This window comes from Pseudomonas wadenswilerensis (assembly GCF_024749185.1).
Classification (GTDB): Bacteria; Pseudomonadota; Gammaproteobacteria; order Pseudomonadales; family Pseudomonadaceae; genus Aquipseudomonas; species Aquipseudomonas wadenswilerensis.
The window spans coordinates 1250735-1273377 of sequence record NZ_CP087191.1; the positions used below are offsets into that span (position 1 = coordinate 1250735).

Annotated in this window: 19 protein-coding genes; 7 read left to right on the top strand and 12 right to left on the bottom strand. The window is 62.6% G+C overall.

The window, feature by feature from the left end; all coding sequences use genetic code 11:
• The gene (plsB, locus tag LOY45_RS05685; protein WP_134064022.1) at positions 1 to 2487 is read right to left on the bottom strand and encodes a glycerol-3-phosphate 1-O-acyltransferase PlsB; all 2487 of its coding nucleotides are present in this window, start codon (positions 2485 to 2487) and stop codon (positions 1 to 3) included.
• Between the two features lie 222 nt (positions 2488 to 2709).
• Here plsB and LOY45_RS05690 point away from each other — a divergent pair, with 222 nt between their 5' ends.
• The gene (locus tag LOY45_RS05690) at positions 2710 to 2919 is read left to right on the top strand and encodes a cold-shock protein (RefSeq protein WP_038996759.1); all 210 of its coding nucleotides are present in this window, start codon (positions 2710 to 2712) and stop codon (positions 2917 to 2919) included.
• Positions 2920 to 3007: 88 nt separating this feature from the next.
• On the opposite strand, the gene LOY45_RS05695 is transcribed toward LOY45_RS05690, so the two are convergent.
• The 4 genes from LOY45_RS05695 to LOY45_RS05710 all read right to left on the bottom strand — a co-directional run bounded on the left by LOY45_RS05695 (position 3008) and on the right by LOY45_RS05710 (position 8151).
• Positions 3008 to 3385 carry a hypothetical protein gene (locus LOY45_RS05695; protein WP_115088400.1) on the bottom strand — a complete coding sequence of 126 codons (378 nt, stop codon included), beginning with the start codon at positions 3383 to 3385 and terminating at the stop codon, positions 3008 to 3010.
• Between the two features lie 17 nt (positions 3386 to 3402).
• On the bottom strand, positions 3403 to 4215 hold the full coding sequence (locus tag LOY45_RS05700) for a putative RNA methyltransferase (RefSeq protein WP_115088399.1): 813 nt from the start codon (positions 4213 to 4215) through the stop codon (positions 3403 to 3405).
• Entirely contained in the window at positions 4215 to 5366 is a 1152-nt protein-coding gene (dapE, locus tag LOY45_RS05705; RefSeq protein ID WP_115088398.1) for a succinyl-diaminopimelate desuccinylase, read from the bottom strand. The genes LOY45_RS05700 and dapE overlap by 1 nt, the downstream gene beginning before the upstream one ends.
• Positions 5367 to 5559: 193 nt before the next feature.
• Positions 5560 to 8151, bottom strand: a complete 2592-nt coding sequence (locus LOY45_RS05710; RefSeq protein ID WP_115088397.1) for a glycosyltransferase — start codon at positions 8149 to 8151, stop codon at positions 5560 to 5562.
• 289 nt (positions 8152 to 8440) lie between these two features.
• Between LOY45_RS05710 and tcdA the strand changes: the two genes are divergently transcribed.
• Positions 8441 to 9262: a tRNA cyclic N6-threonylcarbamoyladenosine(37) synthase TcdA gene (gene tcdA, locus LOY45_RS05715; protein WP_134064020.1), complete on the top strand. Its 822-nt coding sequence runs from the start codon at positions 8441 to 8443 to the stop codon at positions 9260 to 9262.
• Here the strand turns inward: tcdA and LOY45_RS05720 are convergent.
• The 4 genes from LOY45_RS05720 to LOY45_RS05735 are packed head-to-tail and all read right to left on the bottom strand — an operon-like array spanning position 9241 to position 12347.
• Positions 9241 to 9651, bottom strand: coding sequence for a SufE family protein (locus LOY45_RS05720; protein WP_115088395.1), 411 nt, complete (start codon positions 9649 to 9651; stop codon positions 9241 to 9243). The genes tcdA and LOY45_RS05720 overlap by 22 nt on opposite strands.
• Positions 9648 to 10853 (bottom strand): aminotransferase class V-fold PLP-dependent enzyme, encoded by a 1206-nt coding sequence (locus tag LOY45_RS05725; protein WP_115088394.1) that lies wholly within the window; start codon positions 10851 to 10853, stop codon positions 9648 to 9650. Before LOY45_RS05725 ends, LOY45_RS05720 begins: the two co-directional genes overlap by 4 nt.
• 54 nt (positions 10854 to 10907) lie before the next feature.
• A complete protein-coding gene (dapD, locus tag LOY45_RS05730) occupies positions 10908 to 11942 on the bottom strand; it encodes a 2,3,4,5-tetrahydropyridine-2,6-dicarboxylate N-succinyltransferase (RefSeq protein WP_258578855.1) in 1035 nt (344 codons plus the stop codon).
• Positions 11943 to 11984: 42 nt separating this feature from the next.
• Positions 11985 to 12347, bottom strand: a complete 363-nt coding sequence (locus tag LOY45_RS05735; RefSeq protein WP_115088392.1) for an ArsC family reductase — start codon at positions 12345 to 12347, stop codon at positions 11985 to 11987.
• A gap of 230 nt (positions 12348 to 12577) precedes the next feature.
• Between LOY45_RS05735 and LOY45_RS05740 the strand changes: the two genes are divergently transcribed.
• Positions 12578 to 14224 (top strand): Na+/H+ antiporter, encoded by a 1647-nt coding sequence (locus tag LOY45_RS05740; protein ID WP_134064016.1) that lies wholly within the window; start codon positions 12578 to 12580, stop codon positions 14222 to 14224.
• 67 nt (positions 14225 to 14291) lie between these two features.
• Here the strand turns inward: LOY45_RS05740 and dapC are convergent, their stop codons facing one another.
• The 3 genes from dapC to map are packed head-to-tail and all read right to left on the bottom strand — an operon-like array spanning position 14292 to position 19012.
• On the bottom strand, positions 14292 to 15485 hold the full coding sequence (gene dapC, locus LOY45_RS05745) for a succinyldiaminopimelate transaminase (protein WP_115088389.1): 1194 nt from the start codon (positions 15483 to 15485) through the stop codon (positions 14292 to 14294).
• Between the two features lie 23 nt (positions 15486 to 15508).
• Positions 15509 to 18208 carry a [protein-PII] uridylyltransferase gene (locus LOY45_RS05750; protein WP_115088388.1) on the bottom strand — a complete coding sequence of 900 codons (2700 nt, stop codon included), beginning with the start codon at positions 18206 to 18208 and terminating at the stop codon, positions 15509 to 15511.
• Positions 18209 to 18229: 21 nt separating this feature from the next.
• The gene (map, locus tag LOY45_RS05755; RefSeq protein ID WP_115088387.1) at positions 18230 to 19012 is read right to left on the bottom strand and encodes a type I methionyl aminopeptidase; all 783 of its coding nucleotides are present in this window, start codon (positions 19010 to 19012) and stop codon (positions 18230 to 18232) included.
• A gap of 344 nt (positions 19013 to 19356) precedes the next feature.
• Here map and rpsB point away from each other — a divergent pair, with 344 nt between their 5' ends.
• From rpsB to frr, 4 genes are all read left to right on the top strand, one after another.
• Positions 19357 to 20097, top strand: coding sequence for a 30S ribosomal protein S2 (rpsB, locus tag LOY45_RS05760; protein WP_115088386.1), 741 nt, complete (start codon positions 19357 to 19359; stop codon positions 20095 to 20097).
• A gap of 193 nt (positions 20098 to 20290) precedes the next feature.
• The gene (gene tsf, locus LOY45_RS05765; protein ID WP_115088385.1) at positions 20291 to 21154 is read left to right on the top strand and encodes a translation elongation factor Ts; all 864 of its coding nucleotides are present in this window, start codon (positions 20291 to 20293) and stop codon (positions 21152 to 21154) included.
• 182 nt (positions 21155 to 21336) lie between these two features.
• Positions 21337 to 22080: a UMP kinase gene (gene pyrH / locus LOY45_RS05770; RefSeq protein WP_038614006.1), complete on the top strand. Its 744-nt coding sequence runs from the start codon at positions 21337 to 21339 to the stop codon at positions 22078 to 22080.
• Entirely contained in the window at positions 22077 to 22634 is a 558-nt protein-coding gene (gene frr / locus LOY45_RS05775) for a ribosome recycling factor (RefSeq protein WP_038996742.1), read from the top strand. The genes pyrH and frr overlap by 4 nt, the downstream gene beginning before the upstream one ends.
• Positions 22635 to 22643: the final 9 nt, after the last annotated feature.

Below are 22643 nucleotides of genomic sequence, written 5' to 3' on the forward strand. Positions count from 1 at the left end.
CTATGCCGCGGTTTCGGTGGCCTCTTCACTGCGCTGCAGGGCCACCTGGCGGATCGACAGGCGTATTTCCGCCGACAGCACGCGCTTGGCTGCGCCTTCGGCCAGTTCACTGAGTTTTTCGTGGTAACCGAGTTTGCCATTGGTATCCGGACGCAGTACGCCTTGCTCGATCTGGGTCTGGATGAAGTGGCGGAACAGGGTTTTGTCGAAGAACTCCGGTGCATTCAGGCCGTGCAGGATCGACAGGCGCTGGGCCATGATCACGCAGAGGTCTTCCAGCTCTTCGGCGCTCAGGGTGTGCTGGCCGCTGTTGAGCAGCAGGGCGGTGGCCATGTAGAAACGCTGCAGGGTCTGGGTGATGGCCCGGGCCAGCAGGGTCAGCAGCACGAACTGCCGCGAACTCGGCGCCGGGCGCAGGTACACGCCGTTTTCAAAGCGCAGCAGGCCTTGCTCGACGAAGGCCTCCAGCCACTGGTCGATGACCGCGTCCAGCTCATCCAGCTCCCAGCGAATGAACAGCTCCGATTGCAGGTACGGGTACAGCGCCCGGGTGTACTGCAGGATCAGCTCGCGGCTCATTCGCGAGCTGCTCTGGAAGAAGCTCGCCAGCAAGGCCGGCAGGGCGAAAATATGCAGCACGTTGTTGCGGTAATAGGTCATCAGGACGGCGTTCTGCTCGTCCAGGTAAAGAATCTTGCCCAGTGCATCGCTCTGTTCGGCCAGCAGGTCCATGCCCTTGACGTGGCTGATCAGTGCCAGGCCATCGCCTTCAGGCAGCGTGGTGTGCGGCGAGTAGGGCACCTTGCGCAACAGCGCCAGGTACAGGTCCAGCACGCGGGTCAGGGCGCGTTCGTCCAGGGCCAGGCGGCTGGTGGAAAGCAGCGCCAGGGCCACCAGATTGACCGGGTTGATCGCCGCTGCCTCGTTCAGGTGCCGGGCGACTTTCTCGCCCAGGCGCGAGGTGGTTTCGTTGAGCCAGGCCGGGCGGAACTGCGGGCCGTGCTCCTGCTCGCGCCAGCCGGGTTGCTGCTGGTCGAGGAAGGCGCCGAGGCGGATCGGCTCGCCGAAGTTGACCGCCACCTGGCCGAAGCGCTGCTTGAGCGCGCCGATGACCTTGAAGATGTCGAAGATCGATTCTTTCTTCTTGCTCGCCCCGCGCAGTTCGCCCAGGTAGGTGCGGCCTTCGAGCACCCGTTCATAACCGATGTACACCGGCACGAAGACGATCGGGGTGCGCGATGAGCGCAGGTAGCTGCGCAAGGTAATGGCGAGCATGCCGGTTTTTGGCTGCAGCATGCGCCCGGTGCGCGAGCGGCCGCCTTCGACGAAGTACTCGACCGGGAAGCCCTTGGTGAACAGGGTGTGCAGGTACTCGTTGAACACCGCGGTGTACAGCGGGTTGCCCTTGAAGGTACGGCGCATGAAGAACGCCCCGCCACGGCGCAGCAGGCCGCCGATCACCGGCATGTTGAGGTTGATCCCGGCGGCGATGTGCGGCGGGGTCAGGCCGTTGCGAAACAGCAGGTAGGACAGCAGCAGGTAGTCGATATGGCTGCGGTGGCACGGCACGTAGATGACTTCGTGGCCCGGGGCGATGCCCTGCACCTGCTCGATGTGGTTGACCTTGATGCCGTCGTAGATCTTGTTCCAAAACCAGCTCAGCACCACTTCGAGGAAGCGGATGGCGGTATAGGTGTAATCCGAGGCGATCTCGTTGCCGTAGCGCAGGGCCTGGGCCTCGGCTTTTGCCAGCGGGATCTTTTCGCGCTCGGCCTCATCGGCGATGGCCTGGCGCACCAGCGGGTCGTGCACCAGGCCCTTGACCAGGTTACGGCGGTGGGAAATGTCCGGGCCGATGACGGCGGACTTGAGGTTGCGAAAGTGCACGCGCAGCAGGCGCTGGGCCATGCGCACGGTGCGCTCGTGACCTTTGTTGTGCTGCACCAGTTCGCGCAGGTGAATCGGTGCCGAGAACTGTACGCGGGTCTTGCGCCCGAGGATCAGTACGGTGAGCAACCGGCGCAGGCGCCCGGTAACCGCCCAACTGTCGGCGAACAGCAGCTTCCAGGGGCTGGATTCACTGGCCGGCGACTGGCCCCAGAACACGCTGACCGGAATGATCTGCGCGTCTTCCTCGGCATGCTGGCTGATGGCGTTGACCAGCCGCGCCAGGGTTGGCGGGGCGCCGCGCTTGTCCTGGCGGCCGAGCCAGTCGGGCTCCGGGGTCAAGTAGAAGAATGCTGCGGGCTCTTGCAGGGTGCCAACGGCGGTGGGCAACACCGGGCGTGGCAGCCCGGCTTTGGTGCATTCGCGGTCGAGCACGGCAAGGTCGGTGAGCGACGGCGACTGCAGGGCGTAGAACACCGGCCGGCTGCGATCCAGGTTCAGGGTGAAGGACGACTGGTTGATGGTCTCGGAGCGAACCCACAGGTACAACAGGCGACGCAGGGCGCCGAAGATCAGGCGGCGCAGGGGGGAACGGGTCATACGGTGTGTGCTCTGGATGAGATTTTCGAGTGATTGCTCAGTCGGTTAGTGTGCCGTATCTGCGCAAGTTCAGCAAAAAGCGCCCCGGTCATGAAAATTAATTTAAGTGTGTCATATACTCGGTCCGCCGCTTGCAAGAGATTTGTGCAAGCTGCGTCGGCAGGGGGCCGTGACCTCTCTGCATGCCAGGCGATTCCAAAATAAAAATCCGGAGTAGTTCAGATGTCGTCTCGTGAGACTGGAAGTGTAAAGTGGTTCAATGACGCCAAAGGTTACGGCTTCATTCAGCGTGAAGGTGGCGCGGACGTGTTTGTTCACTACCGTGCCATCCGCGGGGAGGGTCATCGCACCCTGCTTGAGGGGCAGCAGGTCGAATACAATCTGACTCAGGGCCAGAAAGGCCTGCAGGCAGAAGACGTAGTCGGGCTGTAAGCGCCGGGCCACAAGCCTCGAGCCTGGGCCCACAAGCGAAAAGGCCCGCCGCCGGACAACCGGGGCGGGCCTTTTCGAAGAAGCAATTTCAGTTGGTACGCCAGGTGATTTCCTCTTCACCGTCGGCACTGATGCGGATCCAGCGATCGGCATCCTCTTCACCTTCTTCCTCGACCCAGGTGCCCGGCGCGCAGCGCACTTCGACGCTCAGCGCGGCAAAGGCGGCGCGCGCGCAGGCGATGTCGTCGTCCCACGGCGTCTGGTCGCTTTCCAGGTAAAGACTGTTCCATTTGCCCACAGCCTTCGGTAACCAGGTAACTGGAATGTTACCGGCCTTGCACTTGTAGGTCTGGCCTTTCTGCTGCCAGTCGCTGCACGGGCCGAGTGCCTCGGTGAGCCAGGCGGCGATCTGCTTGTGGTCGACGTCGGCGTCTTTCAGGTAAATCTCGATATCGGGTTGGCGCATAGGGGCTCCGGGTGCGCTCAGTCTTGGCGCACAAAGTAATCGTAACGCATCGATACCGTGACCTCGAAAGGCTCGGCCTGGTCGATGACGCGCGCGCGTTTATCGGCGCTGGCGCGCCAACCATGCGGGGTCATGGCCAGCAGGTCGGCGCGGGCCTTGCTATCGGCAAGGCTGAGGCGGAATTTCAGGGTTTCGCTATGGGCGTGCTGCATGCCCGCTGGCACCAGTGCCAGGTGTTTGTCGTCGGCGTAGTCGCGCACTTCATCGTAGAGCTTGTGGCGCAACTCGATCAGGTGCTCGTTGGTCGGGCCGACGCGCATCAGGCCGCCGCCGGGGCTCAGCAGGCGCAGGGCTTCCTGCCAGTCCAGCGGGCTGAAGACACTGGCCAGGAACTGGCAACTGGCATCGGCCAGCGGCACCCGGGCCATGCTCGCCACCAGCCAGGTCAGCGCCGGGTTGCGCTTGCAGGCACGCTTGACCGCTTCGCGGGAGATGTCCAGGGCATAACCGTCGGCCTCGGGCAGCGCTGCGGCGATCTGCGCGGTGTAGTAACCCTCGCCACAGCCGATATCCAGCCAGCGTGCCGGTGCGCGTTCAGCGGCAAGCTCGGCCAGGCGCCGGGCTACCGGGGCGTAATGCCCGGCGTTGAGAAAGTCGCGGCGGGCCTCGACCATGGCCTGGTTGTCGCCCGGGTCACGGCTGTTCTTGTGCTGCACCGGCAACAGGTTCAGGTAACCCTGTCGGGCACGGTCGAAACGGTGGCCGGCCGGGCAGGCCACGCCATTGTCGAGGGTGCTCAGCGCGGCGCTGCAGATTGGGCAGGTGAGCATCAGGCAAGCAACCGGGTCAGGGTCTGGTAGTAGATTTCGGTCAGCACGTCGAGGTCGCTGGCCAGGATCCGCTCGTTGACCTGGTGAATGGTGGCGTTGACCGGGCCCAGCTCGACCACCTGGGTGCCGAGGGTGGCGATGAAGCGCCCGTCGGAGGTGCCGCCGCTGGTCGACGCCTTGGTTTCACGGCCGGTGACCGCCTTGATGCTCGCCGATACGGCGTCGAGCAGGTCGCCCGGCTCGGTGAGGAACGGCAGGCCCGACAAGGCCCAGTCCACGTGCCAATCCAGCTGGTGCTTGTCGAGGATGGCGGCAACTCGCTGCTGCAGGCCTTCGACCGTCGATTCGGTAGAGAAGCGGAAGTTGAACAGTGCGGTCAGCTCGCCCGGCACCACGTTGGTGGCGCCGGTGCCGGAGTTGAGGTTGGAGATCTGGAAGCTGGTCGGCGGGAAGAACGCGTTGCCTTCGTCCCAGTGCTCGGCAGCCAGTTCCGCCAGGGCCGGAGTGGCCAGGTGGATCGGGTTCTTCGCCAGGTGCGGGTAGGCCACATGGCCCTGTACGCCGCGCACGGTGAGCTTGGCGCCGAGTGAGCCGCGACGGCCGTTCTTGACCACGTCACCGACCAGGCTGGTGCTCGATGGCTCGCCGACGATGCACCAGTCCAGGCGCTCGTTGCGTGCTGCCAGGCGCTCGACCACGGCCTTGGTGCCGTGGTGGGCCGGGCCTTCTTCATCGCTGGTGATCAGGAAGGCGACCTTGCCGCGATGGTTGGGATAGTCGGCGACGAAGCGCTCGGTGGCCACCACCATGGCCGCCAGGCTGCCCTTCATGTCGGCAGCGCCACGCCCGCAGAGCATGCCATCGGCATCGATCAGGGCGTCGAACGGATCGTTCTGCCAGGCTTGCACCGGGCCGGTCGGGACTACGTCGGTGTGGCCGGCGAAGCACAGCACGGGACCGTCCTGGGTGCCATGGGTGGCCCAGAAGTTGTCGACGTCTTCGATCCGCATCGGTTCGAGCATGAAACCGGCATCGCCCAGGCGCTGCATCATCTGTTTCTGGCAATCGAAGTCCAGCGGGGTTACCGACGGACGGCGAATCAGGTCGCAGGCCAGTTCAAGGGTAGGCGAGAGGTCGGCTGGGGCCGTCATGGGGAGCTCCGGGGCAAGGCAGGGCACGAATTCGAGGGGGGTTATCTTATAGCAAAAGCAGGGGTTGAGGACCTTGGATCTGCGCTGTTTGTCAGCGCCTCATCGCTGGCAAGCCAGCTCCCACAGGTTGGGTGTTTACCCGTCCTGTGGGAGCCGGCCTTGCCGGCGAAAGGGCGGCAAGGCCGCCCCGGGGTCAGGAGGCCTGGGCCGGCTGTGCGGCATCCACCGGCTTGGGCAGCGACGACAGCATGGCCATGATCAGTGCCGCCAGGTACGGCAGCGACTGCACCAGCAGCATGGCCACCCAGAAACGCATGTCGTTGCTCGGCAGGCCCTGAACCAGGTAGATCCCGGCCGCCGCACCCCACAACAGCAACATGATGAACAGCTCTTCACGGGCTTCGGAAAGCGCCACCAGCAAACCATGGCTGTCGGCGTTCTTCGGCGTGCGGAAGAACGGGATGCTGCTGGTGAAGAAACCGTACAGCACCGCCTTGGCAATGGTGTGCGACAGGGCAAGGCCGGCCAGGGCCGCGGCGAAAGCGTCCTTGAGGTTCACGCCTACCGCACGGCGGTAGAGGAACACGATCTTGCCGACCTTGAAGACGAACAGCGCCAGTGGCGGAATGGCGAAGATCAGCAGCGGTGGGTCGACCCGTTGCGGCACGATGATCATCGCCGCCGACCACAGCAGGGCGCCGACGGTGAAGAAGATATTCATGCCATCGGCAATCCACGGCAGCCAGCCGGCGAGGAAGTGATAGCGCTGGCCACGGGTCAGTTCCGAGTCCTTGCCGCGTAGCAGGCTTGCGGCATGGCGCTTGATGATCTGGATGGCGCCGTAGGCCCAGCGGAAGCGCTGCTTCTTGAAGTCGATGAAGGTGTCAGGCATCAGGCCCTTGCCATAGCTCTCGTGGGAATAGGCCGCCGAGTAGCCTTTCTCGAACACCCGCAGGCCGAGCTCTGCATCCTCGCAGATGCACCAGTCGGCCCAGCCCAGCTCTTCGAGCACCGAGCGCCGGGTCATGGTCATGGTGCCGTGCTGGATGATCGCGTCACGGTCGTTGCGGGTGACCATGCCGATATGGAAGAAGCCCTTGTATTCGCTGTAGCACAGCTTCTTGAAGGTGCTTTCGTTCTGGTCGCGGTAGTCCTGGGGCGATTGCACCACGGCGATCTTCGGATCGGCGAAGTGCGGCACCATGTGCTTGAGCCAGTTGCGGTCGACGCAGTAGTCCGAGTCGATCACTGCGATCACTTCGGCATCCTTGGCGGTATGCGGGATCAGATAATTCAGCGCACCGCCCTTGAAACCGGCCAGGGGCGCGACGTGGAAGAACTTGAAGCGCTCGCCGAGCATCTCGCAGTGAGCCTTGATCGGCTCCCAGACCGCCGGGTCCTTGGTGTTGTTGTCGATGATCAGGACTTCGTAGTCCGGATAATCCAGCGCCGCCAGGGCGTTGAGGGTCTGTTTGACCATCTCCGGCGGCTCGTTGTAGCACGGCACATGCACCGAGACCTTGGGACGGTAGGCCGCGTCGGCCTGCACCGGCAAGAATTCCCGGCGGCGTTTGTGAATCCACACCGCTTCGGCCAGCTCATGGGCCTCGGTGAGCAGCACGATAAACACGCCGAGGGCGCCGAGGGCGAGCAGGAAGCCCACGGTCAGGCTGAACCAGGTGCTGTATTGCTGGCTGTAGTCGTAGCCGATCCACACCAGTACCGAACCGCAAAGGAAGGCGATAAAGGTCAGGAAGGTCCGGCCGCGCTGGCGCAGGGCCGAGCCGTCGATCAGCAGCAGGGTCAGCGAGAGCATCGCCAGTACCACCGAACCGACCGCCAGCACGCGCCATTGCGGAATGGCTACAACCGGGCCTTCAAAGTTGAATTTTTGCTGGCGTGCGGCATTGAATACGCCCCAGTAAGCGCCCACCGAGCCTTCGTCGCTGGCTTTCCACGGCTGGTCGTAGGCTTCGATGACAAAGTAGTTGTAGCCCTGGCGGTTGAGCTTGTTGACCAGGGTGCGCAGGTAGATGGCCTGGTCGGCCTGGGTCGCTTCGGCACCGCCACGCATGCGGCCGTTGCTTGGCCAGCCGACTTCAGACAGCAGCAGCGGTTTGCGTGGGAATTGTTGCTTGAGGTCGCGGGCACGGTCGAGGACGAACTGGCCGGCATCCTTCATCGGAATGAATTCCCAGTATGGCAGGATGTGCGCAGCCACCAGGTCGGCATGCTTGGCCAGCTCCGGATGTTCTTTCCAGATGTGCCATTGCTCACTGGTGGTCACCGGTACCTTTACCGCCGCGCGCACCCGGTCCATGTACTGGATCAGCGCCTCCGGGGTGATCTCCTTGCGGAACAGCGCTTCGTTGCCGACCATGACCCGCACGACACTGCGCGAGCTGTTGGCCAGTTCGATGGCTTTCTCGATTTCCCGCTCGTTGCGCTCAAGGTCCGGGCTGATCCACACCCCCAGGGTCACGCGCAGGCCGAACTCTTCGGCCAGGCGCGGAATCTCCGCCTGTGTGCCTTCCACCGTATAGATACGGATGCTGTCGGTCAGCTTGCTGAGCTGTTCGAGGTCCTGGCGCAGTTCGTCCTCGCTCGGGTACTGGCCCTTTTGCGGGCTCTCGCCCTGGCGGAACGGCGAATAGGAGAAACCGGAAATCTGCTCCGGCCAGTTGGGGGCGGAAACCGGGCGGTTGATCAGCGCCCAGAACCCGGTGAATAGCGCGGCGATGGCCATGACTATCACCAGGTTGATACCAAATTTACGCGATGACATAGATAGTTCGGGTTCCGAAAGGTGGAACGGGCGGGCGCCGGAGGGCGCGAATCCTGCGTGCGTCCTGTCCTGGCAATGTGAGAACAGGTCGGTGGCAGAAGATTGGATTGGCTTCAGGAGCTGAAGTTCTTAGCCCGTACTTTTGTCGTCCAAGTCTTTGGATTGCATGGGACATTAAAGCAGGATTACAACTACCTTTACCAATGCACGACTCAGGCGGCGGGTACAGCAGGGTGCCATCGCGTCGTAAGAGGCCTATAATACGCGCCGGTTTTTTCGGGGTTGGGCCATGAGTACAGAAGATCCACGCTTTGCCGGTGTCGCCCGGTTGTACGGTGACAACGGCCTGCAGCGCCTGCGCGAGGCCCACGTAGCCATCGTCGGTATCGGCGGGGTCGGCTCCTGGGCGGCCGAAGCCATGGCCCGTAGCGGCGTGGGCGAAATCTCCCTGTTCGACCTCGATGATGTCTGCGTCAGCAATACCAACCGTCAGTTGCATGCCCAGGAGGGCAATATCGGCCGCGCCAAGGCCGAGGTCATGGCCGAGCGCCTGCGGGCCATCAACCCGGCGTGCAAGGTGCATGCGGTGGTGGATTTCGTCACCAAGGAAACCCTGCCCGAGTACATCGGTGAGCACATCGACTGTGTGATCGACTGCATCGACAGCGTCATGGCCAAGGCCGCGCTGATTGGCTGGTGCAAGCGCCACAAGGTCACCATCATCAGCACCGGTGGTGCTGGAGGGCAGATCGATCCGACCCAGATCCGCGTCGCCGACCTGAACAAGACCTTCAACGACCCGCTGGCTTCGCGGGTGCGTTCGACCCTGCGTCGCGATTATGGTTTTTCCCGCACGGTGACCCGCAACTACAGCGTGCCCTGTGTGTTCTCCACCGAACAGTTGCGCTACCCCAAAGGCGACGGCAGCGTCTGCCTGCAGAAGAGCTTTGTCGGCGAGGGGGTTAAGCTGGACTGCTCCGGCGGCTTCGGCGCGGTGATGATGGTCACTGCAACCTTCGGCATGGTCGCCGCCAGCAAGGCGGTGGAAAAGCTTGTGGGCGGCGCCCGCCGCCCGTCCGAGCGCAAGGCTCAGGCGCCCGCGGCGAGCTGAGACATGCGTTGCAGCACGGCGTTCAGGCCGTTGCTGCGCGAAGGCGAGAGCTGGCGGCCCAGGCCCAGCTGATTGAACCAGGCAGGCAGATCCAGTTGTGCCAGTTCGGCGCTGGACAGCCCTTCGATCCGTACCAGCAGCAGCGCCAGCAAGCCGCGGATGATCCGCGCATCGCTGGCACCCTTGAAGCGCCACTGGCCGTCCTGCTGCTCGGCCACCAGCCAGACCTGGCTTTCGCAGCCATGAACACGATTGGATTCGGACTTTTCCTCTTCGCTCAAGGGCGCCAGACGCTCGCCCCATTGCATCAGCAACCGTGCGCGCTGTTCCCAGCCGGCCGCCTGTTCGAAGACATTCAGGGCTTCCTGTGCGGCCATCGGCAGGCTCATCGCAGCAACTCCAGGGCTTGATCCAGAGCTTCGAAGAAACGCTGCAAGTCGTCGGAGTCGTTGTACAAGCCCAGGGACACGCGGATCGCACCGTCCAGGCCGAGGCTTTTGAGCAATGGCATGGCGCAGTGATGGCCGGCGCGCACGGCGATGCCTTGTTCGGTGAGCATATGGGCCAGATCAGCGTTGTGCACACCGTCGACTACGAAGCTGGCCAGGGCCAGTTGCGGCTGGCCAAGCAGGCGGATGCCTTCGCGGTCGTTGAGGCCGCGCAGCAGATGCCGGTGCAGGCCGGCTTCATGCTCGGCGACCGCATGGGCATCGAGCCCCGCCAGGTAATCGAGACTGGCTCCGAGGCCGATCACGCTGGCAATCGGCGGGGTACCGGCTTCGAAGCCCAGCGGCGCCGGGCGAAAGCTGGCGCTGTGGTAGTCGGCGATCTGCACCATCTCGCCGCCGAATTGCCAATGACGCAGGCGCGCCAGGGCCTCGCTGCGGCCGTAGAGCACGCCGACGCCGTCAGGGCCATACAGCTTGTGGCTGGAGAATACGTAGAAGTCACAGCCCAGCTGGCGTACGTCATGACGGCCGTGGACCACGCCCTGGGCGCCATCGACCACGGTCAGCGCGCCCTGGGCCTGGGCATGGGCCAGCAGGGGCTCCAGCGGCTGCCAGGCACCAAGTACGTTGGACAACTGGCTGACCGCCAGCACCCGGGTGCGCGGGCCAATCAGTTGCAGGGCGATGTTGAGGTCGATCAGGCCGCGGCTGTCCAGTGGCAGCACCACCAGCTTGAGTCCGCGGCGCTGTGCCAACTGTTGCCAGGGCAGCAGGTTGGCGTGGTGCTCCAGGGCGCTAATGGCAATTTCGTCACCGGCCTCGAACAGCGGCTCAAGCCCATAGGCGAGCAGGTTCAGGGCCGAGGTGGCGCCATGGGTGAAGACGATTTGCTGGCTGTCGACGGCGTTCAGCCAGCCGGCGACCTTTTCCCGGCTGCGTTCGAAGGCTTGGGTCGCCAGGGCGCCGGGCAAGTGTTGGGCACGGTGCACATTGGCAGCACCATGGCCGTAGTAGTGGCTCAGGGCATCGAGCAGGATTTGCGGTTTTTGCGTGGTAGCGGCGCTGTCCAGGTAGGTCTGGTGCTGGCGTTGCAGGGCGTCGATGGCTGGAAAGTCAGCGCGCCAGGGGGAGGGCTGGAACATGATGATCGGACCTGAAAATCGGGCCTGGCGTTAGGCCAGACCCGATGGTACCACTTAGTTGTGGGCGTGCAGCGCTTCGTTCAGCTCGATGGCCGACTTGTGGGTCTTGCACTCCACGGCACCGTTCAGCGAGTTGCGGCGGAACAGCAGGTCGGTCTGGCCGGCCAGGTCGCGGGCTTTGACGACCTTGACCAACTGGTTGTTCTCGTCCAGCAGGTTCACCTTGGTGCCGGCAGTGATGTACAGGCCGGCTTCAACGGTGTTGCGGTCGCCCAGCGGGATGCCGATACCGGCGTTGGCGCCGATCAGGCAGCCTTCGCCAACCTTGATGACGATGTTGCCGCCGCCGGACAGGGTGCCCATGGTCGAGCAGCCGCCGCCCAGGTCCGAACCCTTGCCGACGAAGACGCCCGCGGAAACGCGGCCTTCGATCATGCCCGGGCCTTCGGTGCCGGCGTTAAAGTTGACGAAGCCTTCGTGCATGATGGTGGTGCCTTCGCCGATGTAGGCGCCCAGGCGTACACGGGCGCTGTCGGCAATACGCACGCCGGCAGGGACTACGTAATCGGTCATTTTCGGGAACTTGTCCACCGAGAACACTTCCAGCAGCTCGCCCTTCAGGCGCGCTTCCAGTTGCTGCTCGGCAAGCTCCGCCAGGTCGACGGCGCCCTGGCTGGTCCAGGCCACGTTCGGTAGCAGCGGGAAGATACCGGCCAGGTTCAGGCCGTGTGGCTTGACCAGGCGGTGCGAAAGCAGGTGCAGCTTCAGGTAGGCTTCCGGGGTGGACGTCAGCGCGGCGTCTTCGGCCAGCAGGGTGACTACCAGCGGCTTGTTGCTTTCGGCCAGGCGGGTCAGCAGTGCGGCCTGGGCAGCATCGACACTCTTGAGGGCTTCGGCCAGCTGGGCAGCCTGGCTGGTGCTGAAGGCGATCGCCTGGTTGCCGCCTTCATAGCCCAGGACCGGGGCGATGGCAGCGACCAGTTCGGCAGCCGGGTTGATCAGCGGTTGTGCGTAGAAGACTTCCAGCCAGGCGCCTTGACGGTTCTGGGTGCCGACACCGAAGGCCAGGCTGAACAGGGAAGTGGACATGCAGTTACCTCTTGCGAAATTGAATGAAAGCTCGGCGCCGGGTTACTGAAGGGCGGCCGCGTACAGATCAGGCTTGAAGCCGACCAGGGTCCGCTTACCGAGGTCGAGCACAGGGCGCTTGATCATCGACGGTTGGGCCAGCATCAGTTCGATGGCCTTGAGCTGGTCGAGATCGGCCTTCTGGGCGTCGTCTAGTTTGCGGAAGGTGGTGCCAGCACGGTTGAGTACTGTTTGCCAGCCATGTTCATTGCACCAGCGCTCAAGGCTCGCACGGTCAATGCCCTGGGTCTTGTAGTCGTGGAAATCGTAGCCCAGGCCCTGGTTTTCGAGCCAGGTGCGGGCTTTCTTCATGGTGTCGCAGGCCTTGATTCCATAAAGGTGCAATGGCGTGTCGCGTTTGGTCATGTCTTGCCCCCCTGGGAAAAAATGGTGAAGGATTATGCCATGGTCGGCGGCTTTGGGTTGGCGTTGCCACGGCTCTTTGTAGCATTGTGTTACAGGTTCTGGACGGTTCTGCGACTTTTGTGCAGCGGTGCGCCGGCAGCCTAAGCGGCTAATATGTCGTTTCAATGGCAATGCCGTGCCCAGCCCCGCATAAGTTATTGAATGCGTTTGAATTGAACAGGACTCGCTGAATGCAATCAGCCTACACCGTTCTCATCCTGCTGATGCTGGTGAGTGTTTCCAAACTGGTCGGGCGGATGATCCCGCTGCCCCTGCCGCTGGTACAGATTGCCGCTGGCGCCTTGCTGGCGTGGCCGACCCTGGGCCTGCACGTGGCCCTGGACCCGGAATTGTTTCTGTTCTTGTTCCTGCCACCGCTGCTGTTTTCCGATGGCTGGCGGATGCCCAAGCGCGACCTCTGGCGGCTACGCGGGCCGATCCTGACCCTGGCGGTCGGCCTGGTCCTGTTTACCGTAGTAGGTGCCGGCTATTTCATTCACTGGATCCTGCCCAGCATTCCTCTGCCGGTGGCCTTTGCCCTGGCGGCGGTACTGTCGCCCACCGACGCCGTGGCGGTCTCGGCAATCACCCAGGACCGCCTGCCGACGCCCCTGATGCACATGCTCCAGGGCGAGGCGCTGATGAACGACGCCTCGGGCCTGGTGACCTTCAAGTTCGCCCTGGCGGCGGCAATCACCGGCGTGTTCTCCCTGGCCGAGGCCAGCCTGACCTTCGTGCTGGTCGCCGTCGGTGGCCTGGCCATCGGTGTGGCCCTGAGCTGGCTGGTCGGCCGCCTGCGCGCCTGGATGATCGCCCGCGGCTGGGATGACCCGGCCACCCATGTCGTGTTCATGTTGCTGCTGCCGTTTGCCGCTTATGTGCTGGCCGAGCGCCTGGGTGCCTCCGGCATTCTCTCGGCGGTAGCGGCGGGGATGATGCAGAGCTGGCTCGACCTGCTGCCCCGGCAGACCAGCACGCGCCTGCTCAACCGCAGCGTCTGGTCGCTGCTGGAGTTCGCTTTCAACGGTCTGATCTTTCTGTTGTTGGGCTTGCAGTTGCCCGACATCATCAAGGCGGTGACCAGTCACGAAGCCTCGCTGTGGCCGACCTTGCTATGGCGCTGCCTGGATGTAGTGGCGATCTTTGCGGTACTGCTGGCCCTGCGCTTTATCTGGGTGCAGAGCATCTGGCGCCTGATTGGCGTGATCCGCCGCTGGCGCGGTAAAGAAGACCTGGTGCTGGTGCCCAACGCCCGTTCCTGCTGGTTGTTGACCGTCGGCGGCGTGCGCGGGGCAGTGACCCTGGCCGGTGTCATGTCGGTGCCGCTGTTGATCAGCGCCGGCAAGGACTTCCCGGAGCGTGATTTGCTGATTTTCATCGCTGCCGGGGTGATTCTGCTGTCGCTGGTCGCCGCCTGCATCGCCTTGCCGCTGCTGTTGCGCGGTGTCACCAAAAGCCCGGATGACGCCCTGCGCCAGGAAGCCCAGGAGGCCTGGCGACGCACGGCCGAGGCGGCGATTCACGCGCTTGAGGCAGAAGATCTGGCCGAGGCCGGTACCCCGCTGGATGCCTCCCAGGCAGCCCTGGCGGCTGAACTCAAGGCGCGGTTGATGGCTGAATACCGGCATCAGCTCGATACCTTCAACGACAGCGCCGAAGCCCAGGCCCTGGCCGCGCAAATGGACCAACTCGAACGGCGCTTGCGCCTGCGCGCGCTGCGGGCCCAGCGTCTGGAGCTGTACAACCTGCATCGCCAGCATCAGATCGGTGATGACGTGGTGCGTCAGGTGCTGGGGGAGCTGGACATGAGTGAGGCGAATCTGGGGCCGGTGAAGTAAAGCATCGCGGGGCAAGCCCGCTCCTACCATCATCTGTGGGAGCGGGCTTGCCCCGCGATGGGGCCGTTTACTTCTGCAAGAACGCGCGAATCCGCTCGGCTGCTTCTACACACTCGGCCAATGGCGCTACCAATGCCATGCGCACCCGCCCGGCACCCGGGTTGACGCCATCCACTTCGCGCGACAGGTACGAACCCGGCACCACGGTCACGTGTTGGGCTTCGAACAGGTCACGGGTGAACGCGGCGTCATCGCCTGGCACCTTGGCCCACAGGTAGAAGCCGCCGTCCGGACGCTGAACGTCCAGTACCGGGGCGAGGATCGCCAGTACTGCATCGAACTTTTCGCGGTACAGGTCGCGGTTGGCCAGCACGTGTTCTTCATCGTTCCAGGCGGCAATGCTCGCCAGCTGGGTTTGTACCGGCATGGCGCAGCCGTGGTAGGTGCGGTAGAGCAGGAACGGCTTGATGATCTCGGCGTCGCCGGCCACGAAGCCTGAGCGCAGGCCCGGCAGGTTGGAGCGCTTGGACAGGCTGTGGAACACCACGCAACGCTTGAAGTCGCTGCGGCCCAGTTCCACGCAGGCGCTGAGCAGGCCCGGCGGCGGGCTTTGCTCGTCGAAGTACAGCTCGCTGTAGCACTCGTCGGCGGCGATCACGAAATCGTACTGGTCGGCCAGGGCAATCAGCTTTTTCAGGGTCTCCATCGGCACCAGGGCGCCGGTGGGGTTGCCTGGGGAGCAGAGGAAAAGTATCTGGCAGCGCTGCCAGGTCTCGGCCGACACCGCGTCGAAATCCGGGTTGAAGCCGTTGCTGTCCAGGCACGGCAGGTAGTGCGGGGTGGCGCCGGCCAGCAGGGCTGCGCCTTCGTAGATCTGGTAGAACGGGTTGGGGCTGATCACCAGGCCGTCGTCGCTGCGATTGACCACGGCCTGGGTGAAGGCGAACAGCGCTTCACGGGTGCCGTTGACCGGCAGCACGTGTTTGTCGGCATCCAGCCAGCCGGCCGGCACGCCAAAGCGTTGTTCGCACCAGCGGGTAATGGCCTGGCGCAGGGCCGGCAGGCCGACAGTGGTCGGGTACACGGCCATCTGCTTGAGGCTGTCGGCCAGGGCTTGGGCGACGAAGGCCGGCGACTCATGCTTCGGTTCACCGATCGACAGGGCAATGGCGCGTTTGTCCGCTGCTGGCTGAACGCTGCCGAGCAGCGCACGGAGTTTCTCGAACGGGTAGGGCTGAAGCTGGTTCAAAGCATTGTTCATCGGCGCAAGGTCTCGTCAAACGGTCAAATGGTCAGGCGGGTCAAAGGCACCCCGGTCGCCTGGTCGACGCGCAGTTGCTCGACGATCGCATCCTGCAGGCGGCTGCACAGTTGCGGGTCGGACAGGGGCTGGTTGTCGGCGTCGGTAATGAAGAACACGTCTTCGACCCGTTCGCCGAGGGTGGCAATCTTGGCATTTTGCAGCGACAGGTCGAACTCCAGGAAGATTTTGCCGATCCGCGCCAGCAGGCCGGGGCGGTCGGGGGCGCTGAGTTCGAGGATGGTCACCGGGCGCTGGGCATCGTTATGGATGGTCACCTGCGGGGCAAAGGTGAAGTGCTTGAGCTGGCGCGGTACCCGGCGCTGAATGATGGTCGGATAGTCGTCGGGGTTGCGCAGGGCGTCGGTCAAGCCGTCGCGAATCTGCTTGACCCGCACGGGATTGTCGCCGATAGAGCCGCCATCGTTGTCGAGCACGATATAGGTGTCGAGGGTGAACTGGCTGCTCGAGGTGATGATCCGCGCGTCATGGATGTTCAGGTTGAGCTGGTCCATGGCCGCCACGGTCACGGCGAAGAAGTCGTGCTGGTCGGGGGCATAGATGAAGATCTGCGTGCCGCCCTCGAACTCGCGCTGGGTGGTTTCCTTGATCAGTACCAGTGGTCCGCCATCGGCCGGCTGCTGAAGGATGGCATCGCTGTGCCAGGCGACGTCGGCGGCGGTATGGCGCAGAAAGTAGTCATCGCCCAGCTGCGACCACAGTTGCTCGACGTCGTCCGGGTCGGTGCCCTCGCGAATGAGGATGTCCAGGGCCGCGCCCTGGGTCTGGCGAATCTGTTCTTCGCGGTCCAGCGGGTTTTCCAGGCCGCGGCGCAGGGCGCGCTTGGTCTCGGTGTAGAGCTGGCGCAGCAGGCTGGCGCGCCAGGAGTTCCACAGGCTCGGGTTGGTGGCGTTGATATCCGCCACGGTCAGCACGTAGAGGTAGTCCAGGCGGGTCTCATCGCCGACCAGTTGGGCGAAGTCGTGGATCACTTGCGGGTCGGAGAGGTCCTTGCGCTGGGCAGTGGTCGACATCACCAGGTGATGTTGCACCAGCCAGACAATCAGGCGGCTATCCCAGCTCGGCAACTGATGGCGTGCACAGAAGGCCTGGGCATCCACTGCGCCCAGCTCCGAATGGTCGCCCTGGCGGCCCTTGCCGATGTCGTGGTAGAGCCCGGCCAGGTAGATCAGCTCCGGCTTGGGCAGGCGGCCCATGAGCTTGCTGGCCAGCGGGAATTTCTCCGAAACCGGGGTGTACTGCAGTTTGCGCAGGTGCTTGATCAGGTTCAGGGTGTGCGCATCGACTGTATAGATGTGGAACAGGTCGTGCTGCATCTGCCCGATGATCAGGCCGAACTCCGGCAAGTAGCGGCCGAGAATGCCGTAGCGGTTCATTCGTCGCAAGTTGCGGTGGATACCGATCTCGCACTTGAACAGCTCGATGAACAGGCTGGTGTTGCGGATATCGTTACGAAAATCGTCGTCGATCAGGTGCCGGTGTTCACGCAGCAGGCGAATGGTGTCGGCGCGCACGCCCTTGATTTCCGGGTGCTGGGCCATCAGCACGAAGATTTCCAGCATGGCGAACGGCGTGCGCTTGAAAACGTTGGTGCGCACTGCCTCGATATAGCCGTCGTGGAGCTGGAAGCGCGCATTCAGCGGCTGGGCGCTGCCGCTGTCGTCGTCCAGGATGACTTCTTCGAAGTGTTGGATGATCAGGTCGCTGAGCTCGGCGATGCTCATCACCACCCGGTAGTACTGCTGCATGAACTGTTCGATGGCGCGCTTGGGGTTCTCGTCGCCAAAACCGAGCAGGGCGGCGATGCTGCGCTGGTGATCGAACAGCAGGCGGTCTTCGGCGCGCCCGGCCAGCATGTGCAGGGCGTAGCGCACCTTCCAGAGAAACTCCTGGGACGAGGCCAGCAGGTTGTTCTCGCTTTCCAGCAAGAAGCCTTCGCCGGCCAGGGCATGCAGGTTGAGGGTGCCGTATTGGCGGCGGGCGATCCACAGTACCGTCTGGATGTCGCGCAGCCCGCCCGGTGAGCCCTTGACGTTGGGCTCCAGGTTGTACTCGGTGTCGTTGTACTTGTGGTGCCGGGCCTTTTGCTCGGCACGCTTGGCCAGGAAGAATTCCTTGCTCGGCCACATGTGCGCGGTGCTGGTCACCTCGAGCATGCGCTGGCGCAGGTGCTCGGGGCCGGCGATGGTGCGGCTTTCCATTAGGTTGGTGACAACCGTCAGGTCGGCGCGGGCCTGTTCGGCGCATTCATCGACTGAGCGCACGCTCTGGCCCACTTCCAGGCCAATGTCCCAGAGCAGGGTCAAAAAGCGTTCGATCGAGTCACGAAAGACTTCATGGTCGGCGCTGTCGAGCAGGATCAACAGGTCGATGTCGGAGTAGGGGTGCAGCTCGCCGCGCCCGTAACCGCCGGTGGCGATCAGGGCAATATCGGCGTCTTCGCTCCAGGTGAACTGATTCCAGGCCTGTTGCAGGATGTTGTCGACGAACCAGGCGCGGTCCTCGATCAGCCGGCGGATCTCGCGACCGCTGCGAAAACGGTTGTCGAGCACCTCGCCGGCCTGGCGGATGGCTTTCTTGAAGGCAGCGATGGGGCTTGCCTTGAGGGCCAGTTCCGCCTGGAACTGGCCGCGATCGAACAGCTCGGGATCCACCTGGGGCATCGAGAGGCTTTCCTGTAAGAGTCAGGCCGATGTGCGCGGAATAGTGTCGTCTTTACGCAGGGTGAAGATTTCGTAACCGGTCGCGGTCACCACCAGGGTGTGCTCCCACTGGGCCGAGAGCTTGCGGTCCTTGGTGATGGCGGTCCAGCCGTCGCCCAGCACCTTGGTGTCGGCCTTGCCCTGGTTGATCATCGGCTCGATGGTGAAGGTCATGCCTTCCTTGAGCTCCATGCCGGTGCCGGCGCGGCCGTAGTGCAGGATCTGCGGCTCTTCGTGGAACACCTTGCCGATGCCGTGGCCGCAGAACTCGCGCACCACCGAGAAGCCGTTCTTTTCCGCGTGCTTCTGGATCACTTCACCGATGTCGCCCAGGCGGCAGCCCGGCTTGACCAGTTCGATGGCCTTGTACATGCATTCCTGGGTGACCTGGGACAGGCGCTCGGCCCACACCGGCACGCTGCCGACGTGGAACATGCGGCTGGTGTCGCCGTGGTAGCCGTCCTTGATCACCGTGACGTCGATGTTCAGGGTGTCGCCATCCTTGAGCGGTTTGTCACCGGGGATGCCGTGACAGACCACGTGGTTGACCGAGGTGCAGATCGACTTGGGGAAACCCTTGTAGTTGAGTGGCGCCGGGATCGCTTTCTGGACGTTGACGATGTAGTCGTGGCACAGGCGGTCGAGCGCTTCGGTGGTGACACCGGGCTTGACGTGCTCTTCGATCATCTCCAGGACTTCGGCGGCCAGGCGGCCGGCGACGCGCATCTTTTCGATGTCTTCGGCGGTTTTGATGGTAACGGTCATTACAGGCTCTCTACGGCGCAGCAAGGCGCGAATAATCTGGGGAAAGGCCGGATTCTAACAGAGCCATGCCCGATTCAGGCGGCTATGGCGCTGATACAGCCTTTATATAAGGGCCATTCTGGCGCTAATGGGCGGTGTGTGCAAAAGCCTGTGACGTTCTATGGTAATTCGGGTTTCGCTTGGCGGGCTTCTGTGGTATAAAATGCGCCGCTTTCCGGGGATAGCTCCGGAAGCACTAAACCCACACACGTGTCGACACGATGACCTGGGTGCCTTCGATCTTAGGGTCGCGGGTTGGTCATTGGGATACGTGGAGGCCCAACCCGACTTATCAAGGAACTATCATGTCCCAAGTCAACATGCGCGATATGCTGAAGGCCGGTGTGCACTTCGGTCACCAAACCCGTTACTGGAATCCGAAAATGGGTAAGTACATTTTCGGCGCGCGTAACAAGATTCACATCATCAACCTTGAAAAAACCCTGCCAATGTTCAACGAGGCACTGACCTTCGTAGAGCGCCTGGCCCAGGGCAAAAACAAGATTCTGTTCGTCGGCACCAAGCGTTCCGCTGGCAAGATCGTTGCTGAAGAAGCAGCACGTTGCGGTTCGCCGTACGTCGATCACCGCTGGTTGGGCGGCATGCTGACCAACTACAAGACCATCCGTGCTTCGATCAAGCGTCTGCGCGACCTGGAAGTCCAGTCCGAAGACGGCACTTTCGCCAAGCTGACCAAGAAAGAAGCCCTGATGCGTTCGCGCGATCTGGAAAAACTGGATCGCAGCCTGGGTGGTATCAAGGACATGGGCGGCCTGCCTGATGCCCTGTTCGTGATCGACGTTGACCACGAGCGCATCGCTATCACCGAAGCCAACAAGCTGGGCATCCCGGTCATCGGCGTTGTCGATACCAACTCCAGCCCAGAAGGCGTTGACTACATCATCCCAGGTAACGATGACGCCATCCGCGCTATCCAGCTGTACATGGGTTCGATGGCTGACGCCGTTATCCGTGGCCGCAACAACGTTGCTGGCGGTACCGAAGTGTACGCCGAAGAAGCAGCAGCACCGGCTGCCGAAGCCTGAGTAGCTGACGCTTAGCGTCTACTCGGCACGCGAAAAGGGGGCTTTGCCCCCTTTTTGCCACCTTGAAATCCTCTTGTCAGCATCGCCGTTGCAATCTTGTTACTGCATGAGTGCTGGTAAGTGGATTTACAGAATTGAACGCCCGTCAAGTATCGGGTGGAATGGTTGAAAACCTATCCAAGAGGAATTTGAAATGGCAGCAATTACTGCAGCGCTGGTCAAAGAACTGCGTGAGCGTACCGGCGAAGGCATGATGGATTGCAAAAAGGCCCTGGAAAAGGCCGGCGGCGACATCGAGAAAGCCATTGACGACATGCGCGCTTCGGGCGCCATCAAGGCCGCTAAAAAGGCCGGCAACGTTGCCGCTGAAGGCGCTATCGCCATCAAGGCCGACGACAAGTCCGCCGTTCTGCTGGAAGTCAACTCGCAGACCGACTTCCTGGCCCTGCAAGACGACTTCAAAACCTTCGTGGCCGAAAGCGTTGAGCAAGCCTTCGCCGAGAAGCTGACTGACGCGGCTCCGCTGATCGCTTCCCGCGAATCGGCTCGTGAAGCCCTGGTTGCCAAGGTTGGCGAGAACGTCAACATCCGTCGCCTGGTGCGCGTTGAAGGTGACGTTGTCGGCACCTACCTGCACGGCAACAAGATCGGTGTTGCTGTTGTCCTGAAGGGCGGCGACGTCCAGCTGGCCAAAGAAATCGCCATGCACGTGGCTGCAAGCAACCCTGAGTTCCTGCTGCCATCGGAAGTTTCGGCTGAAGCGATCGAGCGCGAGAAGAACGTCTTCCTGACCCTGAACGAAGAGAAGATCAAGGGCAAGCCTGAGAACATCGTCGAGAACATGGTCAAAGGCCGTATCTCGAAGTTCCTGGCCGAAGCCAGCCTGGTCGAGCAAGCGTTCGTCATGAACCCGGAAATCAAGGTCGGCGAGCTGGCCAAGAAAGCTGGCGCTGAAATCGTTTCCTTCACCTACTTCAAAGTAGGCGAAGGCATCGAGAAGCCGGTCGACAACTTCGCTGAAGAAGTTGCCGCTCAGCTGGCTGCTGCCAAGCAATAAGACAGATTCACCTCTGTCGCCCCGAAGAGGCTGCCCGCTCACGCGCGCAGCCTCTTTGTCAAAGCGGGAGCGGTTTACGAGACCGCCTTTCGCTGGCGCAGTAGCTGCGCCACGCTAGAGTTACGCGCAGGCTGAAAACAGCCCGCCAGATTTTTTTACAAACGCCGCAGGAGAGATTCGCAATGGCTCAGCAGGGCAGTGGTTATCAAGCTCGCTATAAACGCATTCTACTCAAGCTTAGCGGCGAGGCCCTGATGGGCTCGGAAGAGTTCGGGATCGACCCCAAGGTCCTGGATCGCATGGCGCTGGAAGTCGGCCAACTGGTCGGTATTGGTGTTCAGGTAGGCTTGGTGATCGGTGGTGGCAACCTGTTCCGTGGCGCGGCGCTCAGTGCAGCCGGCATGGACCGCGTCACTGGCGACCACATGGGCATGCTGGCGACCGTAATGAATGCCCTGGCCATGCGCGATGCGCTGGAGCGGGCGAACATTACCGCGATCGTCATGTCGGCCATCTCCATGGTAGGCGTGACCGATCACTATGATCGCCGCAAAGCCATGCGCCACCTGAACTCGAAAGAAGTGGTCATCTTCGCTGCCGGTACCGGCAACCCGTTCTTCACCACTGACTCCGCCGCTTGCCTGCGCGCCATCGAAATCGATGCCGACGTGGTATTGAAGGCAACCAAGGTCGATGGTGTATACACTGCAGATCCATTCAAAGACCCGCATGCCGAGAAGTTCGATCATCTGACCTACGATGAAGTGCTGGATCGCAAGCTGGGCGTGATGGACCTGACGGCAATCTGCCTGTGCCGCGACCACAAGATGCCGCTGCGCGTCTTCAACATGAACAAGCCCGGCGCCCTGCTGAACATCGTGCATGGCGGCGCTGAAGGAACTCTGATCGAGGAAGTTCAAAAATGATCAACGAAATCAAGAAAGACGCTCAAGAGCGCATGCAAAAGTCGCTGGAGTCCTTGGCGCACGCTTTCAGCCGAATCCGTACTGGCCAGGCGCATCCTAGCGTTCTGGAAGGTGTGATGGTTCCTTACTACGGTGCCGATACGCCGATCAAGCAAGTGGCTAACATCACCGTGAAAGATGCCCGTACCCTGCAGGTCGTGGCGTTCGAGCGCAATATGCTGGGCGCTGTCGACAAGGCTATCGGCAGTGCGGGTCTGAACCTCAACCCGACCAACCTGGGCGAGTTGTTGCTGATCACCATGCCGGCGCTGACCGAAGAGACCCGCAAGGGTTTCACCAAGCAGGCTCGTGACGCCGCTGAAGATGGCCGTATTGCCGTGCGCAATATCCGTCGCGATGCACTGAGCCAGCTCAAGGATCTGGTCAAGGAAAAGGAAATCAGCGAAGACGACGAACGCCGTGCCGCCGACGAAATCCAGAAGCTGACTGACAAATTCGTGGCTGAGATCGAAGTTGCCGTCAAGCAGAAAGAAAAGGACCTGATGGCCGTTTAAGGGTCGGGA

What these genes read in the sequence shown, in the direction of transcription:
- tsf (WP_115088385.1), top strand. Translation starts at nt 20,291, where the DNA reads ATGGCAGCAATTACTGCAGCGCTGGTCAAAGAACTGCGTGAGCGTACC.
- dapC (WP_115088389.1), bottom strand. Translation starts at nt 15,485, where the DNA reads ATGAACAATGCTTTGAACCAGCTTCAGCCCTACCCGTTCGAGAAACTC.
- pyrH (WP_038614006.1), top strand. Translation starts at nt 21,337, where the DNA reads ATGGCTCAGCAGGGCAGTGGTTATCAAGCTCGCTATAAACGCATTCTA.
- LOY45_RS05710 (WP_115088397.1), bottom strand. Translation starts at nt 8,151, where the DNA reads ATGTCATCGCGTAAATTTGGTATCAACCTGGTGATAGTCATGGCCATC.
- plsB (WP_134064022.1), bottom strand. Translation starts at nt 2,487, where the DNA reads ATGACCCGTTCCCCCCTGCGCCGCCTGATCTTCGGCGCCCTGCGTCGC.
- LOY45_RS05750 (WP_115088388.1), bottom strand. Translation starts at nt 18,208, where the DNA reads ATGCCCCAGGTGGATCCCGAGCTGTTCGATCGCGGCCAGTTCCAGGCG.
- LOY45_RS05695 (WP_115088400.1), bottom strand. Translation starts at nt 3,385, where the DNA reads ATGCGCCAACCCGATATCGAGATTTACCTGAAAGACGCCGACGTCGAC.
- LOY45_RS05725 (WP_115088394.1), bottom strand. Translation starts at nt 10,853, where the DNA reads ATGTTCCAGCCCTCCCCCTGGCGCGCTGACTTTCCAGCCATCGACGCC.
- LOY45_RS05720 (WP_115088395.1), bottom strand. Translation starts at nt 9,651, where the DNA reads ATGAGCCTGCCGATGGCCGCACAGGAAGCCCTGAATGTCTTCGAACAG.
- LOY45_RS05740 (WP_134064016.1), top strand. Translation starts at nt 12,578, where the DNA reads ATGCAATCAGCCTACACCGTTCTCATCCTGCTGATGCTGGTGAGTGTT.
- dapD (WP_258578855.1), bottom strand. Translation starts at nt 11,942, where the DNA reads ATGTCCACTTCCCTGTTCAGCCTGGCCTTCGGTGTCGGCACCCAGAAC.
- LOY45_RS05700 (WP_115088399.1), bottom strand. Translation starts at nt 4,215, where the DNA reads ATGCTCACCTGCCCAATCTGCAGCGCCGCGCTGAGCACCCTCGACAAT.
- dapE (WP_115088398.1), bottom strand. Translation starts at nt 5,366, where the DNA reads ATGACGGCCCCAGCCGACCTCTCGCCTACCCTTGAACTGGCCTGCGAC.
- LOY45_RS05735 (WP_115088392.1), bottom strand. Translation starts at nt 12,347, where the DNA reads ATGACCAAACGCGACACGCCATTGCACCTTTATGGAATCAAGGCCTGC.
- map (WP_115088387.1), bottom strand. Translation starts at nt 19,012, where the DNA reads ATGACCGTTACCATCAAAACCGCCGAAGACATCGAAAAGATGCGCGTC.
- frr (WP_038996742.1), top strand. Translation starts at nt 22,077, where the DNA reads ATGATCAACGAAATCAAGAAAGACGCTCAAGAGCGCATGCAAAAGTCG.
- tcdA (WP_134064020.1), top strand. Translation starts at nt 8,441, where the DNA reads ATGAGTACAGAAGATCCACGCTTTGCCGGTGTCGCCCGGTTGTACGGT.
- rpsB (WP_115088386.1), top strand. Translation starts at nt 19,357, where the DNA reads ATGTCCCAAGTCAACATGCGCGATATGCTGAAGGCCGGTGTGCACTTC.
- LOY45_RS05690 (WP_038996759.1), top strand. Translation starts at nt 2,710, where the DNA reads ATGTCGTCTCGTGAGACTGGAAGTGTAAAGTGGTTCAATGACGCCAAA.